Here is a 17,148-nt window from a genome sequence, read left to right as displayed (position 1 = left end):
CGTTGGCAGTCTGAAAATCACCCGTCACGCCCCTCTCCGCGGCCACCCCCTGCGCCACCCCCTCCCGCAGCGCGTCCCTCTCGCCAGAGGGGAGGAGGGGGTGGGTGGGGGGTGCTGTGGGTGGGTGGGTGTTGGGGGAGGTTTTGTTGCGGGCGCGCGGGCTTTCGCCCTGCGCGCCCGCTGGGTGGGAGCGCAGGCGGGGGGTGGGGGGTCGGGGGAGACTGGGGGCATGCCGGAGCTGCCTGAGGTCGAGGCGTTGAGTGCTTTCCTGTCCGAGCGGTTGACCGGGCGGGTGATCGCTCGGGTGCAGCCGGTGGCGATCAGTGCGTTGAAGACGTACGACCCGCCGGTGACGGCGTTGGAGGGGCGGACGGTCGGGGCGGTGACCAGGCGGGGCAAGTTCCTGGACGTGGAGGCGGAGGGGCTGCACCTGGTGGTCCACCTGGCCCGGGCGGGCTGGTTGCGGTGGAAGGAGGGTCTGCCCGCTGAGCCGCCGCGGCCTTCTCCGCGCAATCCGTTGGCGTTGCGGGTGCGGTTGGCGGGAGAGGCCGGGGACGGGTTCGATCTCACCGAGGCCGGGTCGAAGAAGGGGCTGGCGGTGTACGTGGTGCGGGAGCCGGCCGAGGTGCCCGGGGTGGCCAGGCTCGGGCCGGATCCGCTGGACCCGGGCTTCACTCTGGCGGACTTCGCGGCGCTGTTGCGGGGCGAGCGGCGTCGGCTCAAGGGGGTGCTGCGGGACCAGGGGGTGTTGGCGGGGGTGGGCAACGCCTACTCGGACGAGGTGCTGCACGCGGCCCGGATGTCGCCGTACAAGCTGGCCGCGAGTCTGACCGAGGACGAGGTGGCCCGGCTGTACGAGGCGCTCGGGGGCACGCTGCGGGAGGCGGTGGAGCGCTCGCGGGGGCTGGCGGCGGGGGAGCTGAAGGCGGAGAAGAAGCTCGGGCTGCGGGTGCACGGACGGACCGGTGAGCCCTGCCCCGTGTGCGGGGACACCATTCGGGAGGTGTCCTTCGCGGACTCCTCGTTCCAGTACTGCCCTACCTGTCAGACCGGGGGCAAGCCGTTGGCGGACCGGCGGTTGTCGCGGCTGTTGAAGTGAGGGGGAGGAGAAGTGAGGGGGAGGGGGAGGAGAAGTGAGGGGGAGGGGAAGTGAGGGGTGGGACGGGTTCTGGCCGTCCCACCCGGTCGTCGGTGTTTGGTCAGCGCTTGATGGCGACGCCGCCCCAGTAGTAGGCGGCCTTCGGGTCGGCCGGGGGCTCGCCGTCGGGGCGCCAGGCCAGGACCGGGGCGACACCCGGTTCGACCAGGTCCCAGCCGTCGAAGAAGCGGACGACGTCGTTGTAGCCGCGCGGTACCAGGGTCATCCCGCCGGCCCGGGCGGCCTCGGCGACCTTGCCGACGGCCTCGGGGTCGAAGTCCGGGGTGGGGGTGGTCAGGGCGATGCAGCTGCCGGCGGGCAGGGCGTCGCGCAGTGCGGCGACCCGGCCCCAGGGGTCGTCCTCGTCGGCGATCAGCATCAGTACGGCGATCATCAGCAGGCCGACGGGCTGGGTGAGGTCGAGGGTGGCGGTGAGCGCCGGGTCGGCGAACAGCTCCTCGGGCTTGCGCAGGTCGGCGTGGATGTAGGTGGTGCGGCTGGCCGGGCTGGAGACCATCAGGGCGCGGGCGTGGGCGAGCACGATCGGGTCGTTGTCGACGTAGACCACCCGGGTGCCGGGGCTGACCGCCTCGGCGATCTCGTGGGTGTTCGGCGAGGTCGGGATGCCGGTGCCGAGGTCGAGGAACTGGCGGATGCCGTGCTCCTGGGCGAGGTGGCGCACGGCCCGGCCCTGGAACGCCCGGTTGGCCTTGGCCATCGCCTTGACGCTCGGTACGGCCTGCTCGATGGCCTGCCCCATGGCGCGGTCCGGCGGGAAGTTGGTCTTCCCGCCCAGCCAGTAGTCGTACACGCGCGCAGAGTGCGGGGCGGTGGTGTCGACACCGAAGCGTTCCCACTGGCTGAGCTCGGCGGCGTCGTCGTCCTGCGGGCCCTGGCGGGGGGAGTCCTGACTTGTCGTCATGGCCACGTCCTCTGATGGCAGATCATCACACTGGGGAAGGCACAGCGTAGCGGTCCGGATGGGAGGTGGAGCGTCCGGTCGGGGAAGATCCGTGGAAGATCTTCGGAAGCGGAGTGGACGGCGGGAATCGTCAGACACGCCCTGGGCCGTCGGAGTGGTGATGGGGGCCGTCGGAGTTGCCGTCGGGGAGCGGCGGGGGCGACCGGGGGAAGCATCCAGAATGCTGTCAGATCGTCAGATTACTTCGCGCAGATTGCTGCTGGTTACGGCCGGAATGTCCCTGCTGGGGACGGCCGCCGGATGTCGGAGCCCCTGGGGTGGCGGGGAGGGCGGCGCGGCGGCGGGGGCGGCCGATGCCGCGGCCCCGGCGGGGACCGAGGGGGCGTCGGCCGCGCCGTCGGTGGCGGCCCCGGGGGGCACGCCGTCCGCGGTGCCCTCGCCGGCGCCGCCGTCCGGCGCCGCGCCGAGCGCGGTGCCCGTGCGCCGGGCGCTCTCCGAGGCGGAGAGCAAGCCGGTGTACGACCTGGACCCGGAGCGGAAGGTGGTGGCGCTCACCATCGACGACGGGCCGGACCCCCGGTACACGCCGACCGTGCTGTCGATGTTCGAGCAGTACGGGATCAGGGCCACGTTCTTCCTGATCGGCGAGAACGCGGTCGAGCACCCCGCCCTGGTGCGGGAGATCGCGGACCGCGGCCACCACATCGCCAACCACACCTGGACCCACCCCGACCTGCGGCACATGTCGGAGGGCAAGGTGCGGGACGAGCTGGAGCGCACCTCCGACCTGCTGCAGCGGACCACCGGCCGGCAGCCCACCTGGTTCCGCGCGCCGGGCGGGGACTTCTCGGCGGTCTCGCTCAAGGTGGCCGCCGACCTGGGGATGCGGAACATGGCCTGGTCGGTGGACCCGCGGGACTGGGCCCGGCCGGGGACCTCGGCGATCATCGACCGGGTCCTCAAGAACGTCCGGCCCGGGTCGATCGTGCTCAACCACGACGGGGGCGGGGACCGGTCGCAGACGGTGGCGGCGTTGAAGGCGTACCTGCCGGTGCTCGTCGACTCGGGGTATCTCTTCACGGCTCCGCCGAACTGAGTTTCGTATGACGGGGCAGGTCGCGGTTTTAACCCTTAAACCACTCGAATGGGTGGATTAGAAGAACCGTTTCTGCGGTTTTTGGGCCTCTAGGGTGATCTCGCACCAATTAACCGGGTACTGCCGAGTACCACCTGAAAGGCCCTCACTCATGCGTCTCCGCAACGCCATGCTCGCCGCCGCCAGCGCCGTCGCCCTCGTCCTCGCCGTCCCGTTCTCCGCGAATGCCGCGACGGGCGACTTCCTCTACAAGGTCGGCCCCGGGGTCCCCGTGGGCCTGGCCGACCCGCAGAGCCGCGAGTGCATCGACCTGCCGTGGACCACCGAGGAGGACCCGGGCTTCGCGCCGGAGAACCGCACCCAGTCCACGGCCACGGTCTTCCTGGACTTCGGCTGCTCGGGCGACGTCTTCTACGTCATGAACCCGGGCAAGAAGCTCGGTGACCGGCTGAAGCTGCGCTCCGTGGTCTTCTCCTGAGCCCCGGGGAGCGCGGGGTGGCCGGGGCCGGGCGGGCGGCGTAGGTTCGAACTGTCCGGCCCGGTCGCCGGCCCCTCGCCGTGCCCGTACGCCTGTCGTCGTCGCGCGGCCCGCCGTGCCCGTGGTCGGGCGCCGCAGCCTGGGCAGAGCGAAGGAGGGCCTGGGATGACCGGCAACGGCTACGCGCACCCCGAGGCGTTGGTCCGCACCGAATGGCTGGCCCACCACCTGGACGACGGGACGATCCGGGTCGTCGAGGTGGACGAGGACACCGAGGCCTACGACCGGGACCACATCCCCGGCGCGGTCGGCTGGAACTGGACCACCGACCTGCACAGCCAGGTCGGCCGGGACTACATCGACCGCGACGGCGTCCAGCACCTGCTGCGGGCGGCCGGGGTCGAGGACGACACCACCGTGGTGCTCTACGGGGGCAACAACAACTGGTTCGCCGCCTACGCCTACTGGCTGTTGCGGCTGCGCGGCTTCGGGCCGGTGCGGCTGCTGGACGGCGGGCGCAAGAAGTGGGAGCTGGAGGAGCGGGAGCTCACCCGTGCGGTGATGGACTACCAGCACAGCGGGTTCCGGCTCGGCGGGCCCGAGCGGCCGGAGCTGCGGGCGCTGCGGGACGAGGTGCTGGCGAGGGCCGAGGTGTTCGCCAAGCCCGGGGCGGACGCGGTGCTGGTGGACGTCCGCTCGCCGGCCGAGTTCCGGGGCGAGCTGATCGCGCCCCCGCACCTGCCGCAGGAGCAGGCGCAGGTGCCCGGGCACATCCCGGGCGCGGTCAACATCCCGTGGTCCCAGGCGGCCAACGACGACGGGTCGTTCCGTTCGGCGGAGGAGCTGCGGGCGCTGTACGGGGGGAAGGGCGTGGAGCCGGAGCGCGAGGTGATCGCGTACTGCCGGATCGGCGAGCGGTCCGCGCACACCTGGTTCGCGCTCACCGAGCTGCTCGGGTACCCGCACGTGAAGAACTACGACGGCTCGTGGACGGAGTACGGCTCGTTGGTGCGGGCGCCGGTGGTGCTCGGGGCGTGAGGGGCAGGAGGGGTGCGAGGGGCTTCAGGGGCCTCAGGGGTGGGTGGGGTGGCGTGACGGCTTCGCGGCTGGGCTGCGAAGCCGTCGTGTCGGCGGGTTTCTTTTCATGAACATCTCACCGGAGGGGAGTGGACGAGGGGCTGCCGGGACAAGGATCGATCCGACCCAATCGTTCCGGTGATCCCTGGAGGACCACGTGCGCAAGAGGCTGATCGTCTCTGCTGCCAGTGCCCTGAGCCTGTTCCTGGCCGTTCCCGCCTCGGCTTCCGGCTTCCAGCCGGGCGCGGCCGGGGTCGGCGACCCGTACTACCCGACCTACGGCAACGGCGGGTACCGGGTCTCGCACTACGACATCCGGTTGAAGTACCAGCCCGCCACGGACGAGCTGGAGGGCACCACCACCATCCTCGCCACGGCCACCCAGGACCTCTCCCGGTTCAACCTCGACTTCGCGCTGGACGTCTCGGAGGTGCGGGTCAACGGCCGGGTCGCGAAGTTCGCCACCAGCGGTGAGCAGGAGCTGGAGATCACCCCCGCGCGGCCGCTCGCCAAGGGCTCCCAGGCCACCGTGGTGGTGCGCTACAAGGGTGTGCCCTCCACCGTGAAGAAGTACGGCTTCACCAGCTGGCACCGGACCCCGGACGGCGCCGTGGCGGCGAACGAGCCCGAGGCCGCCTGGTGGTGGTTCCCGAGCAACGACCACCCGAGCAACAAGGCCACCTACGACGTCTCGGTGCTCGTCCCGGACGGCAACCAGGTGATCAGCAACGGCGTGCTGACGGGCACCACCTCGCAGGCCGGCTGGACCCGGTACAGCTGGCGGGAGAACAAGCCGCAGGCGACGTACCTGGCCACGCTCGCGGTCGGCAAGTTCGACATCACCCGGGACACCACGCCGAGCGGGCTGCCGGTCTACAACGCGTACAGCAAGGACCTCGGCGAGAACGCGGACGCGGCGCGGGCGAGCGTCGAGCGCACCGGCGAGCTGGTGGACTGGCTGAGCGGCTACTTCGGCGAGTACCCGTTCAGCTCGGTCGGCGGCTACGTCCCCAATGTGCCGACCGGCTACGCCCTGGAGACCCAGACCCGGATCTTCTACAGCCCCCGGCAGTTCGCCCGGGGCACCAACACCTCGGTGGTCGTCCACGAGCTGGCCCACCAGTGGTACGGCGACAGCGTCTCGCTCTCCAAGTGGAGCGACATCTGGCTGAACGAGGGCTTCGCCCGGTACTCGCAGTTCCTCTGGTCCGAGCACGAGAACGAGGGCACCGCGCAGGAGCTCGCCGACTACGTCTACGCCTCGCACCCGGCCGACGACCCGTTCTGGAAGGTCAAGCCGGGCGACCCGGGCCCGGACGACCAGTTCTCCGGCGCGGTGTACGACCGGGGTGCGGTGGCCGTCCAGGCGCTGCGCAACGCCGTCGGGGACGAGAAGTTCTTCAAGATCCTGAAGGGCTGGCCCACCGAGCGCCGCTACGGCAACGCCACTATCCCGGAGTTCCAGGCCTATGCGGAGAAGGTCTCCGGGAAGAAGCTCGGGGACGTGCTGAACACCTGGCTGTTCACCCCCGGCAAGCCGGCGGTCGGGCCGGTGCCGCCGGGTGCCGCGGCCGCCGCCTCGCTGGCCCCGGGTGCGGGCCGGGCGGAGGGTCAGCTGCCGGCGGAGCCGAAGTCCTGGAAGCAGATCCAGGAGACCAACTCGGTGCACCAGTCCCACAGCTGACGACATGTCGGAATGGTCGGCGTGACGGCTTCGGGGCGCGGGCGCGAAGCCGTCATGTCGGCGCGTTTCTTTTTATGAACATCTCACCGGAAGGGAGTGGGGGAGGGGTTGACGGGACAAGGATCGGTTCAACCCCATCGTTCCGGTGATCCCTGGAGGACCATGTGCGCAAGAGGCTGATCGTCTCTGCTGCCAGTGCCCTGAGCCTGTTCCTGGCCGTCCCGGCCTCGGCTTCCGGCTTCCAACCCGGCGCGGACGGCGTCGGGGACCCGTACTACCCGACCCTCGGCAACGGCGGGTACCGGGTCTCGCACTACGACATCCGGTTGAAGTACCAGCCCGCCACCGACGAGCTGGAGGGCACCACCACCATCCTCGCGACGGCCACCCAGGACCTCTCCCGGTTCAACCTCGACTTCGCGCTGAAGGTCTCCGAGGTGCGGGTCAACGGCCGGGTCGCGACCTTCGCCACCAGTGGCGACCAGGAGCTGGAGATCACCCCCGCCCGGCCGCTCGCCAAGGGCGACCAGGCCACCGTGGTGGTGCGCTACAAGGACGTGCCGTCCACCGTGGAGAGGTACGGCGGCTACACCGCCTGGCGCCGCACCCCGGACGGTGCGGTGGTGGCCGGCGAGCCCGTGTCGGCCGCGTGGTGGTACCCGAGCAACGACCACCCGAGCAACAAGGCGACCTTCGACGTCTCGGTGCTGGTGCCGGACGGCAACCAGGTGATCAGCAACGGCGTGCTGACCGGGACCAGTTCGCTGGCGGGCTGGACCCGGTACAGCTGGCGGGAGAACAAGCCGCAGGCGACCTACCTGGCGACCCTGGCGATCGGCAAGTTCGACATCACCCAGGACACCACCGCGAGCGGGCTGCCGGTCTACAACGCGTACAGCAAGGACCTGGGCGACAACGGCGCCGCGGCGCGGGCGAGCATCGAGCGGACCGGCGAGCTGGTGGACTGGCTGAGCGGCTACTTCGGCGAGTACCCGTTCAGCTCGGTCGGCGGCTACGTCGCCAACACCTCGTCCAGTGGCGCCCTGGAGAGCCAGACCAGGGTCTCCTACGGCCCCGGGCTGTTCGCCCGGGGCACCAACACCTCGGTGGTCGTCCACGAGCTGGCCCACCAGTGGTACGGCGACAGCGTCTCGCTCTCCAAGTGGAGCGACATCTGGCTGAACGAGGGCTTCGCCGAGTACTCGCAGTTCCTCTGGTCCGAGCACGAGAACGAGGGCACCGCGCAGGCAGTGGCCGACTACATCTACGCCTCGCACCCGGCCGACGACCCGTTCTGGACCGTCAAGCCGGGCGACCCGGGTGAGGAGAACCAGTTCTCCGGTGCGGTGTACTACCGCGGCGCGGTGGCCATCCAGGCGCTGCGCAACGCCGTCGGGGACGAGAAGTTCTTCCAGATCCTCAAGGGCTGGCCCACCGAGCGGCGCTACGGGAACGCCACCATCCCGGAGTTCCAGGCGTACGCGGAGAAGGTCTCCGGCCAGAAGCTCGGGGACCTGCTGAACACCTGGCTGTTCACCCCGAGCAAGCCGGCCGTCGGACCGGTGCCGCCGGGTGCCGCGGCCTCGCTGGCGCCGGGCGCGGACGCGGGCCGGGACGCGGCGCCGGTCGAGCCGAAGTCCTGGAAGAAGATCCAGGAGGCCGGTTCGGTGCACGAGGGCCGGCACTGACGGCAGGGCGGTACGAGGGCGTTCGGGTCGGCGGTTCCGCGCGCGCTGCGGGGACCGTCGGCCCGGCCTATGCCTCCCCGGGGCCGTCCGCCGCCAGCAGTTCGGTGAGGCGGCGGACGGCGAAGGGTATGAGCTCGCGGACCGGGACCAGGCGGCAGGGCGCGGCGCCGACCAGGACCTCGCGGATGCCCGCCATTTCCTCGAACTCCCGCCCCACGACCGGGAAGTGGGTGTCGTTGTCGTCCCCCACGTCCGGTGCCTCGATCCAGACCCGCTCGCCCTGGATCGCCATCGGGAAGCGGCGGAGCTTGAGCCGGCGGTTGGGGGCGAAGGTCTCGGCGTAGTGCAGGAAGGTGTTGCGGTTGTGGCCGACGCCGACCAGCAGCACGTGCCCGCCGAGGTCGTGCAGCGCGCCGAACGGCGACTCCCGGCCGACGGCGAAGCCGAGCGAGCGCCGGGCGGTGACCTCCCGGGCGTGCGCGCCGACGGCGGCGACCGAGACCTGCGGGTGGGTGCTGCGCAGGCTCTCCGGCAGGGCGCGCAGCGCCTCCGCGACCGCGCCCGTGTCGCAGGGCAGCCCGGCGTGGAACAGCGGGACGGCGGCCCGGAGTTCGGCCAGCTCGGGGCCGGGCGGGCCGCTGTGCCCGGGGGCCGGGTCATGGACCGTGCCGGAGGTGAAGGCGGGCACGGCGACGGTGCCGCCGGGCCCGACCGCCTCGCGCAGGCCGGCCACCACGGCCGCCGCGCCGCCCTCGACCCGGCCGAGGCTGGAGAGCGAGGAGTGCACGATCAGCGCCATGCCCTCACGGACGCCCACCCGGTGCCAGCCCTCCACGAGGTCGGCGGTGGTGAGCGGGCGGGTGCCCGGTGCGGTCATGGTGCCCCCTGGTGACGGCGGTGCGGTTGGTACTGGATGGTTCGGGGCCGACCATAGCGGGTGGCACTGACAGTGGGTCAGGACGGGGGTGCCCTGGGTCAGCTCGTGGTCGGCCGGATGGCGGGGTGGCCGGCCGGGAGGCGGGGGTAGTCGGTGTAGCCGGTGGCCTCCTGGCCGTAGAGGTGGGTGGGGTCGACGGGGGTGAGCGGGGCGTTCGCGGCGAACCGTTCCGGCAGGTCGGGGTTGGCGATGAAGGCGCGGCCGTAGGAGACCAGGTCGGCCAGGCCGGCGGCCAGCACGGCCTCGCCGCGCTCCCGGTCGGTGGCGGCGCGGTTCTCGCCGACGTTGCCGATCAGCGGGCCGGACCAGCGCGGGCGCAGGTCGGCCAGGGCCGGGTAGTCGTCGTTGTCGGTGAGGTGGAGGTAGGCCAGGCCGAGGCCGTCGAGTTCGGCGAGCAGGGCGCGGTAGACGGGGGCGGGGTCGGCCTCGTCCATGCCGAACTGCGGGTTGCCGGGGGACAGCCGCAGGCCGAGGCGGTCGGGACCGATGGCCTCGGCGACGGCGGTGACCAGTTCGATCGGGAAGCGCAGCCGGTCGGCGAGGGTGCGGGGGCCGTACTCGTCGGTGCGCAGGTTGGTGTTGTCGGCCAGGAACTGGTGGATCAGGTAGGAGTTGGCGCCGTGCAGTTCGACGGCGTCGAAGCCGGCGGCGAGGGCCAGGCGGGCGGAGTCGACGTGGTCGGCGACGGTGCGGCGGATCTCCTCGCGGGTCATGGCGCGCGGGGTGACGGCCTCGGCCTTGCCGCCGTCCTTGACGTGCACCGGGCCCGGGGCCGGGACGGCGGAGGGGCCGGCCGGGACGTCGCCGAGCAGCCGGTTGAGCGGGTGGCCCTGGCGGCCGCCGTGCATCAGCTGGGCGGCGATCCGCCCGCCGGCGGCGTGCACGGCCCCGGTCACGGCGCGCCAGCCGGCCGCGTGCGCGGGCGTCTCCAGGCCGGGCAGGCGCCAGCCGGACTGGCCCTGCCGGCTGGGCCAGATGCCCTCGGTGACGATCAGGCCGGCGCTCGCGCGCTGGGCGTAGTACTCGGCGACGACGGGCAGCGGCGTGCCGTCCTCGGCGGCCCGGTAGCGCGTCATCGGGGCCATGACGACGCGGTTCGGCAGGTCGAGCGCGCCGAGGCGGTACGGGGTGAGCAGGGATGCGGTGGCGGTCGTGGTCATGCCGGTACGGTAGAACTTGACATCAGTGTCAGGTTCAAGCGCCGACGGCCGCTCCGTCCGCCGGCGCGGCCGCCTCGGTGAGGATCAACTCCTCGATCCCGTACAGGAACCGCTCCATCGCGGGGCGCGGCAGCAGGGCCGGGTCCGCCGTCATGGCCAGGCTCAGCGCCTCGGCGGACTGCAGGGCGTCCAGGGCGTAGGTCAGGCCGGGGCGCGGCTCGAAGTCCACCGGCCAGCTGAGGGTGGTGTGCTCCTCGCCGGGGGCGGCCGGGGCCGGGAGCAGCTCCCGGGTGTCGTTGAACACGCAGGAGCGGTCGGCCAGTTGGACCCCCTCGGCGGTCAGTCGGTCGATCTCGGTGGCCAGGGCCAGCCTGTCGTAGTACGCGTGGCGGTAGGTGCCGATCGCCGCGGCGTGGGTACGGCGCACGACCTCGCCGAACTCGGCGGTGGCGTCCGGGAGATGGAAGAGGCCGTCGCCCGCGATCATGCCGACCGCGTTGGCCAGCTCCGGCAGGAAGCGGTTGTTGACCACGACGTTCAGCACGGCCTCGGTGGAGCCGGCGAGCCGGGCGGTCATCGCGGCCGTCGCGGCGAGCAGCACGGAGCCCGTGCTGACCCGGTGCCGGGCCGCGACCCGCTCGACGGCCCGGGGCAGGGCGGGGGAGCGGAGCACCGCGTTCGGGAACCGGGCGGGCTCTGCGGTGGTCGGCAGGAGGGGGCGGGACGGGAAGAGTCGGGGCGGGCCGAGCCGGAGCTTGCGCACGAACTGCTTGCGGGCCCCCGCGTCGCGCCGCAGGCCGCGTTCGGAGGTCTGGAACTCGGCTTCCTCCAGCGGCTGTTGGGATGGTTCGCGCAGCTCGGCCAGCTCCTCGGGGGAGCTGCCGAGGCAGAGCGCGGACAGGTCGGCGACCAGCCGGCTCATCCCGGAGCCGTCCACCGCGGTGTGCGAGAGCACCAGGCTGATGTGCCGGACCAGCCCGCCCGCCGTCACCGCGCCGACCCGCACCGGCCACTGGGTGGCGGTGTCGAAGGGCTGTGCCGCCAGCTCCTCGTGCAGCCGGGTGCCGAGTTCGGCCGGGTCCTCGTGCTCCCCGGCGGGCCACAGGTGGACGTCCAGGGCGCCTTCGCCGTCCACGAGTTGGCGGAGGCCGCCGGCCTCGTCGGGGAGCAGCCGGGTGTGCAGCGAGTCGTGCAGGTGCAGCAGCCGCTCCAGGGCGGCGAGCAGGACGGGCAGGGGCAGCCCCGGGTCCAGCGGCGCGGCGGTGGCGATGTTGTAGCGCGGCGCGTCGGCCGGCGGCAGCCGTCGTACGGCGTCCCAGATGGCCCGTTGGCCCCAGGTGGCCGGTCCGGCCCCGGTCCGTCCGGACGAGAAGGCGAGCTCCAGCAGTTGGCGAGTGGTCACCGATCGGCTCTCCGTAGTGCGGTGGTCGTGGCGTCGTGGCGTCGTGCCGGTGCGTTGGGAGCGCGGGTGCTGCTGGGGAGAGTGTGGCGCACCGCCCGCCGCGCGTCGAGGGTCGTGCGGCCGTCCGCGCCCGGCGGCCGTCGGGGGTTTCGGGGCTTCCAAAAGTCTCTTGATGTGAAGTATCTTGATATCGAGATTGATGCCGATCGCGCGACTCGCGCCACGCACACGACGGGGGCCTGCCATGCGGGGGAACGGACTGATAGCGCAGCTGCGGCGGCCGCCGGGCGGGCGGGACGCGCGGATCATGCTGCTGGCGCAGTGCGTCGACCGGACCGGCACGGGGGTGTGGGCAGCGGCCTCGGTGCTCTACTTCACCTACGTCTGCGGGATGGATGCGCGGCAGCTGGGACTGCTGCTCGGGGTCGGGGCGGTGGCGGGGATCGCCGGGTCCCCGCTGGCCGGGCGGGCGGCCGAACGGGTGCCGGTGCGGTGGCTGCTGATCGGCTGCCACCTGCTGCGGCTCGGGGCGATGGGGCTGCTGCTGGTGGTCGACGACTTCGCGGCGCTGCTGCCCGTGGTGGCCCTGATCTGCCTGGCCGAACGGGCCGCCAAGACCCTGGAGATGCTGTTCGCGACCCGGGTGGCGGGCGAGCGGCGGGCCACCTACCAGGCCCTGTTCCGCAGCGTGGCCAACGCCGGGTACGCGCTCGGCGCGGGTGTCGCGGCGATCGGGCTGGCGGTCGGGACCACCGCCGCCTACCGGGTGCTGATCCTGGCCAACGGGCTGTCCTACGTGCTGGCCGCCGTGCTGGTCTGGCGCACCCGGGAGCCGTCCGGGCGCGGTCTGGTCGCGGCGAAGGCCGGAGAGGCGCCCGCCGGGGCGGCGGCCGCCGCGCCCAGCCCCTGGCGCGACCGGGGCTACCTGCGGTTCGTCCTGCTGGACATGCCGCTGAACCTGGACGACTCGGTCCTCAACGTCGGGCTGCCGCTCTGGCTGGTCCACCACACCGGCGCGCCGCACGCCGTCGTCCCGGTCTTTCTGGTGCTCAACACGGTGCTCGTGGTGCTGCTGCAACTGCGGGTCTCCGCCTGGGCGGAGGGCGCGCTCGGGGCGGCCGCGGCGGTCCGCTGGTACGGGGTGACGGTGCTGGGGGGCTGCCTGCTGATCGCGCTCGCCACCGGCGCCGGGCCGGTCCTGACCTCGGTCGCGCTGCTGGCCGCGGCGATGCTGATCACGCTGGCGGAACTGCTGCGCTCGGTGAGCTCCTGGGAGCTGGCGGTCGTGCTGGCCCCGCCGGGCGCCCAGGCCTCGTACCTCGGGGTCGCCGGGATGTCCCAGTCGGTGCAGAAGTCGGTGGGGCCGCTGCTGCTGACCGGGGTGGTGATGGCGGCCGGGCCGGTCGGCTGGCTCGGGCTCGGCGCGGCGACCGTCGGCCTCGGCACGCTCCAGCGCCGGGCCAGCCTGCGGCGGCTGGCGGCCCTGGGCGGGGCGGCCGACGGTGCGGGGGCCGAGCCGGCGCGGCCGGTCACGGCCTCGGTGGGCTGAGCCGCTACGGAGTCGGTGCGGGGGAGTCCCGGGGGAGTCCCGGGACAGCGCTGGGGGGCGACTGGGGGACATCCCCCATTCCTCCCCCAAGTAGCGGAGCACCACGGCCCGTTCGGGCCGGAACCGGTTAGCGTGCGGCCATGACTTCGATCATGGGTTCGACCCTGCGCAGGCACCTCGTCGTGGCGGCCGGCGTCACCGTGCTGCTCGCCGCCAACGCGGCCACCGCCGTCGCCCGCCCGGCCGGGCCGTCCGTCGCCGAGCAGTTGCGCCGGGACGCCGCGGCGATCCACGACCTCGGCATCAGCGGCGTACAGGCCCGGGTGATCGGGCCCGACGGCCGCCAGACGGTCGCCACCAGCGGCACCGCCGACGTCACCACCGGCCGCCCGGTCTCCCCCGACGGCTACTTCCGGATGGCCAGCACGGCCAAGACGATGGTCGCGACCGTGGTCCTCCAACTGGAGGCCGAGGGACGGCTGTCACTGGACGACACGCTCGGCCACTGGCTGCCGGAGGTGGTACGGGCCAAGGGCGGAGCCGGCGGCGGGACCACCGTCCGCGAACTGCTCCAGCACCAGGGCGGCATCGTGGACCACCTGCCCGGATACGACTCGAAGGACGGGTACGAGCGGGAGCGCTACAAGGTCTACCAGCCCGAAGACCTGGTGGCCGGGGCGGAGTTCGGCACCGACAAGAGCTGGAGGTACTCCAACGTCGGCTACCTCCTGCTCGACATGGTCGTCGAGCGGGCCACCGGCCGCCCCGCCCACCGGGAGGTCGAGGACCGCATCCTGCGCCCGCTCGGCCTCGACCGGACCCGGCTGATGGGCACCTCGCCCACTCTGCCCCGGCCGCACGCCCAGGCCTACCAGCTCTTCCCCGAACCCGACGGCCGGGTGGACGTCACCGAGCAGGTGCCGATGGACCAGGGGCTCTCCTGGGCCACCACCACACGGGACGAGAACGTCCTCCTCCGCGCACTGCTCGCGGGCCGGCTGCTGCCGGCGCGGCAACTGGCCGAGATGCAGCGGACGGTGACCGTGGACGACCAGACCTCGGAGATGTGGCACGGCGGCGAGTACGGGCTCGGCCTGGTCAAGCGCTCGCTGACCTGCGGCGGGACCTACTGGGGCCACGACGGCGGGGACGGCGGCTTCATCACCCTCAACGGCGTCACCGAGGACGGGAAGCGCAGCGCCGTGGTCTCCATGTCCGAGGCGCTCGGCGACAGTTGGGACCACATCAAGGCCCAGGAGGACGCGGCCTCGAAGCTGATCGACCACGCCCTGTGCGCCGGGAGCCCCCGCGCCAGCTGAGCGGGCGCCGGCGGGGCGTCGGACCCTGTGATCGACGACCGCATCGTCCGAGGGGAGGGTCGTGCGGGTAGGGAACGTCTCCTCCCCGGGGTGTACACGGATAGGTCGTAGGGTCGAGGGCAGGTCGTCCCGAGGGGCGATGACCGGCGGGTGCCGGCGGCCACAGGGTGAGGCCATGACGGAAGTGAAGAACATGAAGGAACGTCAGTTTCGCTCAAAGCTACGGCGGTTCACCTCGGGCGCGCTAGCGGTCGGGCTGACGTCCGCGCTGCTGACGGCCCTGGTGCCCGCCGTGGCCCAGGCCGCCGGCACCGACCTCGGGACCGGCCCCGACGCCGACCGGGGCGGCTGGACCGCGAAGATCAGCCGGACCGAGTACGGCGTCCCGCACGTCCTCGCCCGTGACTTCGGCGGCCTCGGCTACGGCTACGGGTACGCCTTCGCCCAGGACAACCTCTGCCAGCTCGCCGACCAGGTTCTCACCGTGCGCGGCGAGCGCTCGCGCCACCTCGGCCCGGACGGCGAGTCCGTGGACCGGGTGAGCAACCTGGTGAGCGACACCTACCAGCAGGGCCTGCTGCGCGCCGGGACGGTGCGGCGACTGCAGGCCGCCCCCGCGCCGCTCGGCCCGACCGACGAGGTGCGGCAGCTGGTGGACGGCTACGTCGCCGGGTACAACCGCTACCTGCGCGACACCGGCCCCGACCACCTGCCGGACCCGTCCTGCCGGGGGAAGGCCTGGGTCGGTCCGATCACCGCGGACGACCTGTGGAACATCCTCTACTCCGCCAACACCCTGGCGGGCAGCGGCGCCGCCAAGCAGCAGATCGCCACGGCCGTCCCCGCGGCCTCGACCGGGCCCGCAGTCACAGCCGGGCCCGGCGCCGAAGCCGCCGGACCCGCGGCGGACGCACCCCGGATCGCCGCTCCCGGCCACTCCGCCGACAACCCCGAACTCGGCAGCAACGCCTGGGCGATCGGGCGCGACGCCAGCCGCGACGGCACCGGCCTGCTGCTGGCCAACCCGCACCTCCAGTGGGCCGGCGAGCAGCGCTTCTACCAGGCCCAGCTGACCATCCCCGGCGTCCTGGACGTCGCCGGCGCCGGACTGTACGGCATCCCGTTCCTCCAGATCGGCCACACCCGCGGCCTCGCCTGGAGCCACACCACCAGCTACGCCGACCACTACACCCTCCACCGGCTCAGCCTGGTGCCCGGCGACCCGACCGCGTACCTGGTGGACGGCAAGGCCGAGCGGATGGCCCAGGAGACCGTCAAGGTCACGGTCCGGGCCGCCGACGGGACGCTCTCCACCGTCGACCGGAGCCTCTACCGCTCCCGCCACGGCTACGTCCTCGCCGACGGCTGGACCGGGGAGCACGCCTACACCCTCGGCGACGCCAACGCCGAGAACCTCCGCTCCCTGAACCAGTGGCTGGCGGTCGGCCGCGCCCAGAACCTCGACCAGCTCCGCCAGGCCCAGCGCACCTACCAGGGCCTCCCGTGGGTGTACACCACGGCCGTCGACTCCACCGGCACCACCTGGTTCACCGACGCCTCCGCCGTCCCGAACCTCCCCGACGCCCAGCGCGACCGCTGCCTGGTCGCGGGCGGCGGCTTCGGACAGGTGCTGGACGGCTCGACCGCCGCCTGCGACCCGGGCACCGACCCGGACGCGCTCGTGCCCGGCGTCTTCGGCCCCGCCAACCAGCCGGGCCTGACCCGTACCGACTACGTCGCCAACTCCAACAACGGCCCGTACCTGACCAACGCGGAGGCCCCGCTCACCGGCTTTCCCGCCATGTACCAGGGCGCCTCCGCGCGGATGCTGCGCAGCCAGCTGGGCCTGCGGATGATCGCCGACCGCCGGGCCGGCACCGACGGCCTCGGCGCCCCCGGGTTCACCCTCGGCTCGCTCCAGGCGACGATGTTCGGCAACCGGGTGCAGAGCGCCGAACTCGACCGCGACGACGCCGTGGCGCTGTGCCGCGCCCACCCGGAGATCGCCGCCTCCGACGGCAGCCGGGTCGACGTCCGCCCGGCCTGCGACGCGCTCGCCGCCTGGAACACCCGGGCCGACGCCGACAGCCGGGGCACCGTGCTCTGGCAGGCGTACCGGGACGCGCTGGCGGGGACCGGCGCGACCGCCTGGCAGACGGTCCCGGCCGACCCGGCCCGGCCGCTGACCACCCCGCGCGGCATCGACGCCGCCAACCCCGAGGCCCAGCGGGCCCTGGCCGACGCGGTGAAGGGCCTGGCCGCCCGCGGCCTGCCGGTGGACGCCCCGATCGGCCTCGTCCAGCGCTGGGCGGGCATCCCGCTGCACGGCTGCTCCCACCAGCTGGGCTGCTTCAACGTGCTGACGGCGGGGCCGGATTCGGGCACCGGCGGCGGCACCTACCCGACGAACCTCGGCAGCGTCCCGCACGGCGGCACCTTCCTGATGGCCACCGAGCTGACCGACCGGGGTCCGCGCACCAGGACGCTGCTCACCTACGGCGAGTCCGCCGACCCGACCTCGCCGCACTTCACCGACCAGACCCGCGTCTACGCCCGCAAGCAGTGGGTGACCGAGCGCTTCACCGAGGCCGAGATCCGCTCCGCGCCGGGCCTCGGCGTCACCGTCCTGCGGCGCTGACGCGCCGTCGCACGGGCCTCCGGGCCGCCGCCGTTCCCGGAACGGCGGCGGCCCGTCCGA

The 17,148-nt window shown here is 73.0% G+C and carries 13 protein-coding genes; 9 read left to right on the top strand and 4 right to left on the bottom strand.

Annotated elements, in window-relative coordinates:
- Positions 1-229: 229 nt before the first annotated feature.
- Positions 230-1,099, top strand: a complete 870-nt coding sequence (locus tag ACFY4B_RS29745) for an Fpg/Nei family DNA glycosylase (RefSeq protein ID WP_387973067.1) — start codon at positions 230-232, stop codon at positions 1,097-1,099.
- Between the two features lie 100 nt (positions 1,100-1,199).
- Here ACFY4B_RS29745 and ACFY4B_RS29740 read toward each other — a convergent pair whose 3' ends face one another.
- Complete coding sequence (locus ACFY4B_RS29740) at positions 1,200-2,060, bottom strand: SAM-dependent methyltransferase (protein ID WP_387973064.1); 861 nt, start codon at positions 2,058-2,060, stop codon at positions 1,200-1,202.
- A gap of 430 nt (positions 2,061-2,490) precedes the next feature.
- Between ACFY4B_RS29740 and ACFY4B_RS29735 the strand changes: the two genes are divergently transcribed.
- The 5 genes from ACFY4B_RS29735 (at position 2,491) to ACFY4B_RS29715 (ending at position 8,083) form a co-directional block, all read left to right on the top strand.
- Positions 2,491-3,156, top strand: a complete 666-nt coding sequence (locus ACFY4B_RS29735) for a polysaccharide deacetylase family protein (RefSeq protein ID WP_158077770.1) — start codon at positions 2,491-2,493, stop codon at positions 3,154-3,156.
- Positions 3,157-3,307: 151 nt separating this feature from the next.
- Positions 3,308-3,634, top strand: coding sequence for a hypothetical protein (locus ACFY4B_RS29730; RefSeq protein WP_049658296.1), 327 nt, complete (start codon positions 3,308-3,310; stop codon positions 3,632-3,634).
- A gap of 165 nt (positions 3,635-3,799) precedes the next feature.
- A complete protein-coding gene (locus ACFY4B_RS29725) occupies positions 3,800-4,672 on the top strand; it encodes a sulfurtransferase (RefSeq protein ID WP_387973061.1) in 873 nt (290 codons plus the stop codon).
- Positions 4,673-4,868: 196 nt separating this feature from the next.
- Entirely contained in the window at positions 4,869-6,395 is a 1,527-nt protein-coding gene (locus ACFY4B_RS29720) for a M1 family metallopeptidase (RefSeq protein WP_387973058.1), read from the top strand.
- A 164-nt stretch (positions 6,396-6,559) separates the two neighbouring features.
- Entirely contained in the window at positions 6,560-8,083 is a 1,524-nt protein-coding gene (locus ACFY4B_RS29715) for a M1 family metallopeptidase (protein WP_387973055.1), read from the top strand.
- A gap of 67 nt (positions 8,084-8,150) precedes the next feature.
- Here the strand turns inward: ACFY4B_RS29715 and ACFY4B_RS29710 are convergent, their stop codons facing one another.
- The 3 genes from ACFY4B_RS29710 to ACFY4B_RS29700 form a co-directional block, all read right to left on the bottom strand.
- Complete coding sequence (locus ACFY4B_RS29710; protein WP_387973052.1) at positions 8,151-8,960, bottom strand: aminoglycoside N(3)-acetyltransferase; 810 nt, start codon at positions 8,958-8,960, stop codon at positions 8,151-8,153.
- Positions 8,961-9,058: 98 nt separating this feature from the next.
- Positions 9,059-10,180, bottom strand: a complete 1,122-nt coding sequence (locus ACFY4B_RS29705; RefSeq protein WP_387973049.1) for an alkene reductase — start codon at positions 10,178-10,180, stop codon at positions 9,059-9,061.
- 34 nt (positions 10,181-10,214) lie between these two features.
- Complete coding sequence (locus ACFY4B_RS29700) at positions 10,215-11,582, bottom strand: condensation domain-containing protein (RefSeq protein ID WP_387973046.1); 1,368 nt, start codon at positions 11,580-11,582, stop codon at positions 10,215-10,217.
- 244 nt (positions 11,583-11,826) lie between these two features.
- On the opposite strand from ACFY4B_RS29700, the gene ACFY4B_RS29695 reads away from it, so the two are divergent.
- The 3 genes from ACFY4B_RS29695 (at position 11,827) to ACFY4B_RS29685 (ending at position 17,088) form a co-directional block, all read left to right on the top strand.
- A complete protein-coding gene (locus ACFY4B_RS29695; RefSeq protein ID WP_387973043.1) occupies positions 11,827-13,131 on the top strand; it encodes an MFS transporter in 1,305 nt (434 codons plus the stop codon).
- Positions 13,132-13,271: 140 nt separating this feature from the next.
- Positions 13,272-14,450 carry a serine hydrolase gene (locus tag ACFY4B_RS29690; protein WP_049656527.1) on the top strand — a complete coding sequence of 393 codons (1,179 nt, stop codon included), beginning with the start codon at positions 13,272-13,274 and terminating at the stop codon, positions 14,448-14,450.
- Positions 14,451-14,625: 175 nt separating this feature from the next.
- Positions 14,626-17,088 (top strand): penicillin acylase family protein, encoded by a 2,463-nt coding sequence (locus ACFY4B_RS29685; RefSeq protein ID WP_387973040.1) that lies wholly within the window; start codon positions 14,626-14,628, stop codon positions 17,086-17,088.
- Positions 17,089-17,148: the final 60 nt, after the last annotated feature.

Origin of the sequence: Kitasatospora sp. NPDC001261 (assembly GCF_042896795.1) — a bacterium.
GTDB lineage: Bacteria > Actinomycetota > Actinomycetes > Streptomycetales > Streptomycetaceae > Kitasatospora.
The sequence above is the reverse complement of the archived record's forward strand: the minus strand, read 5'-3'. Positions and strand labels throughout refer to the sequence as shown.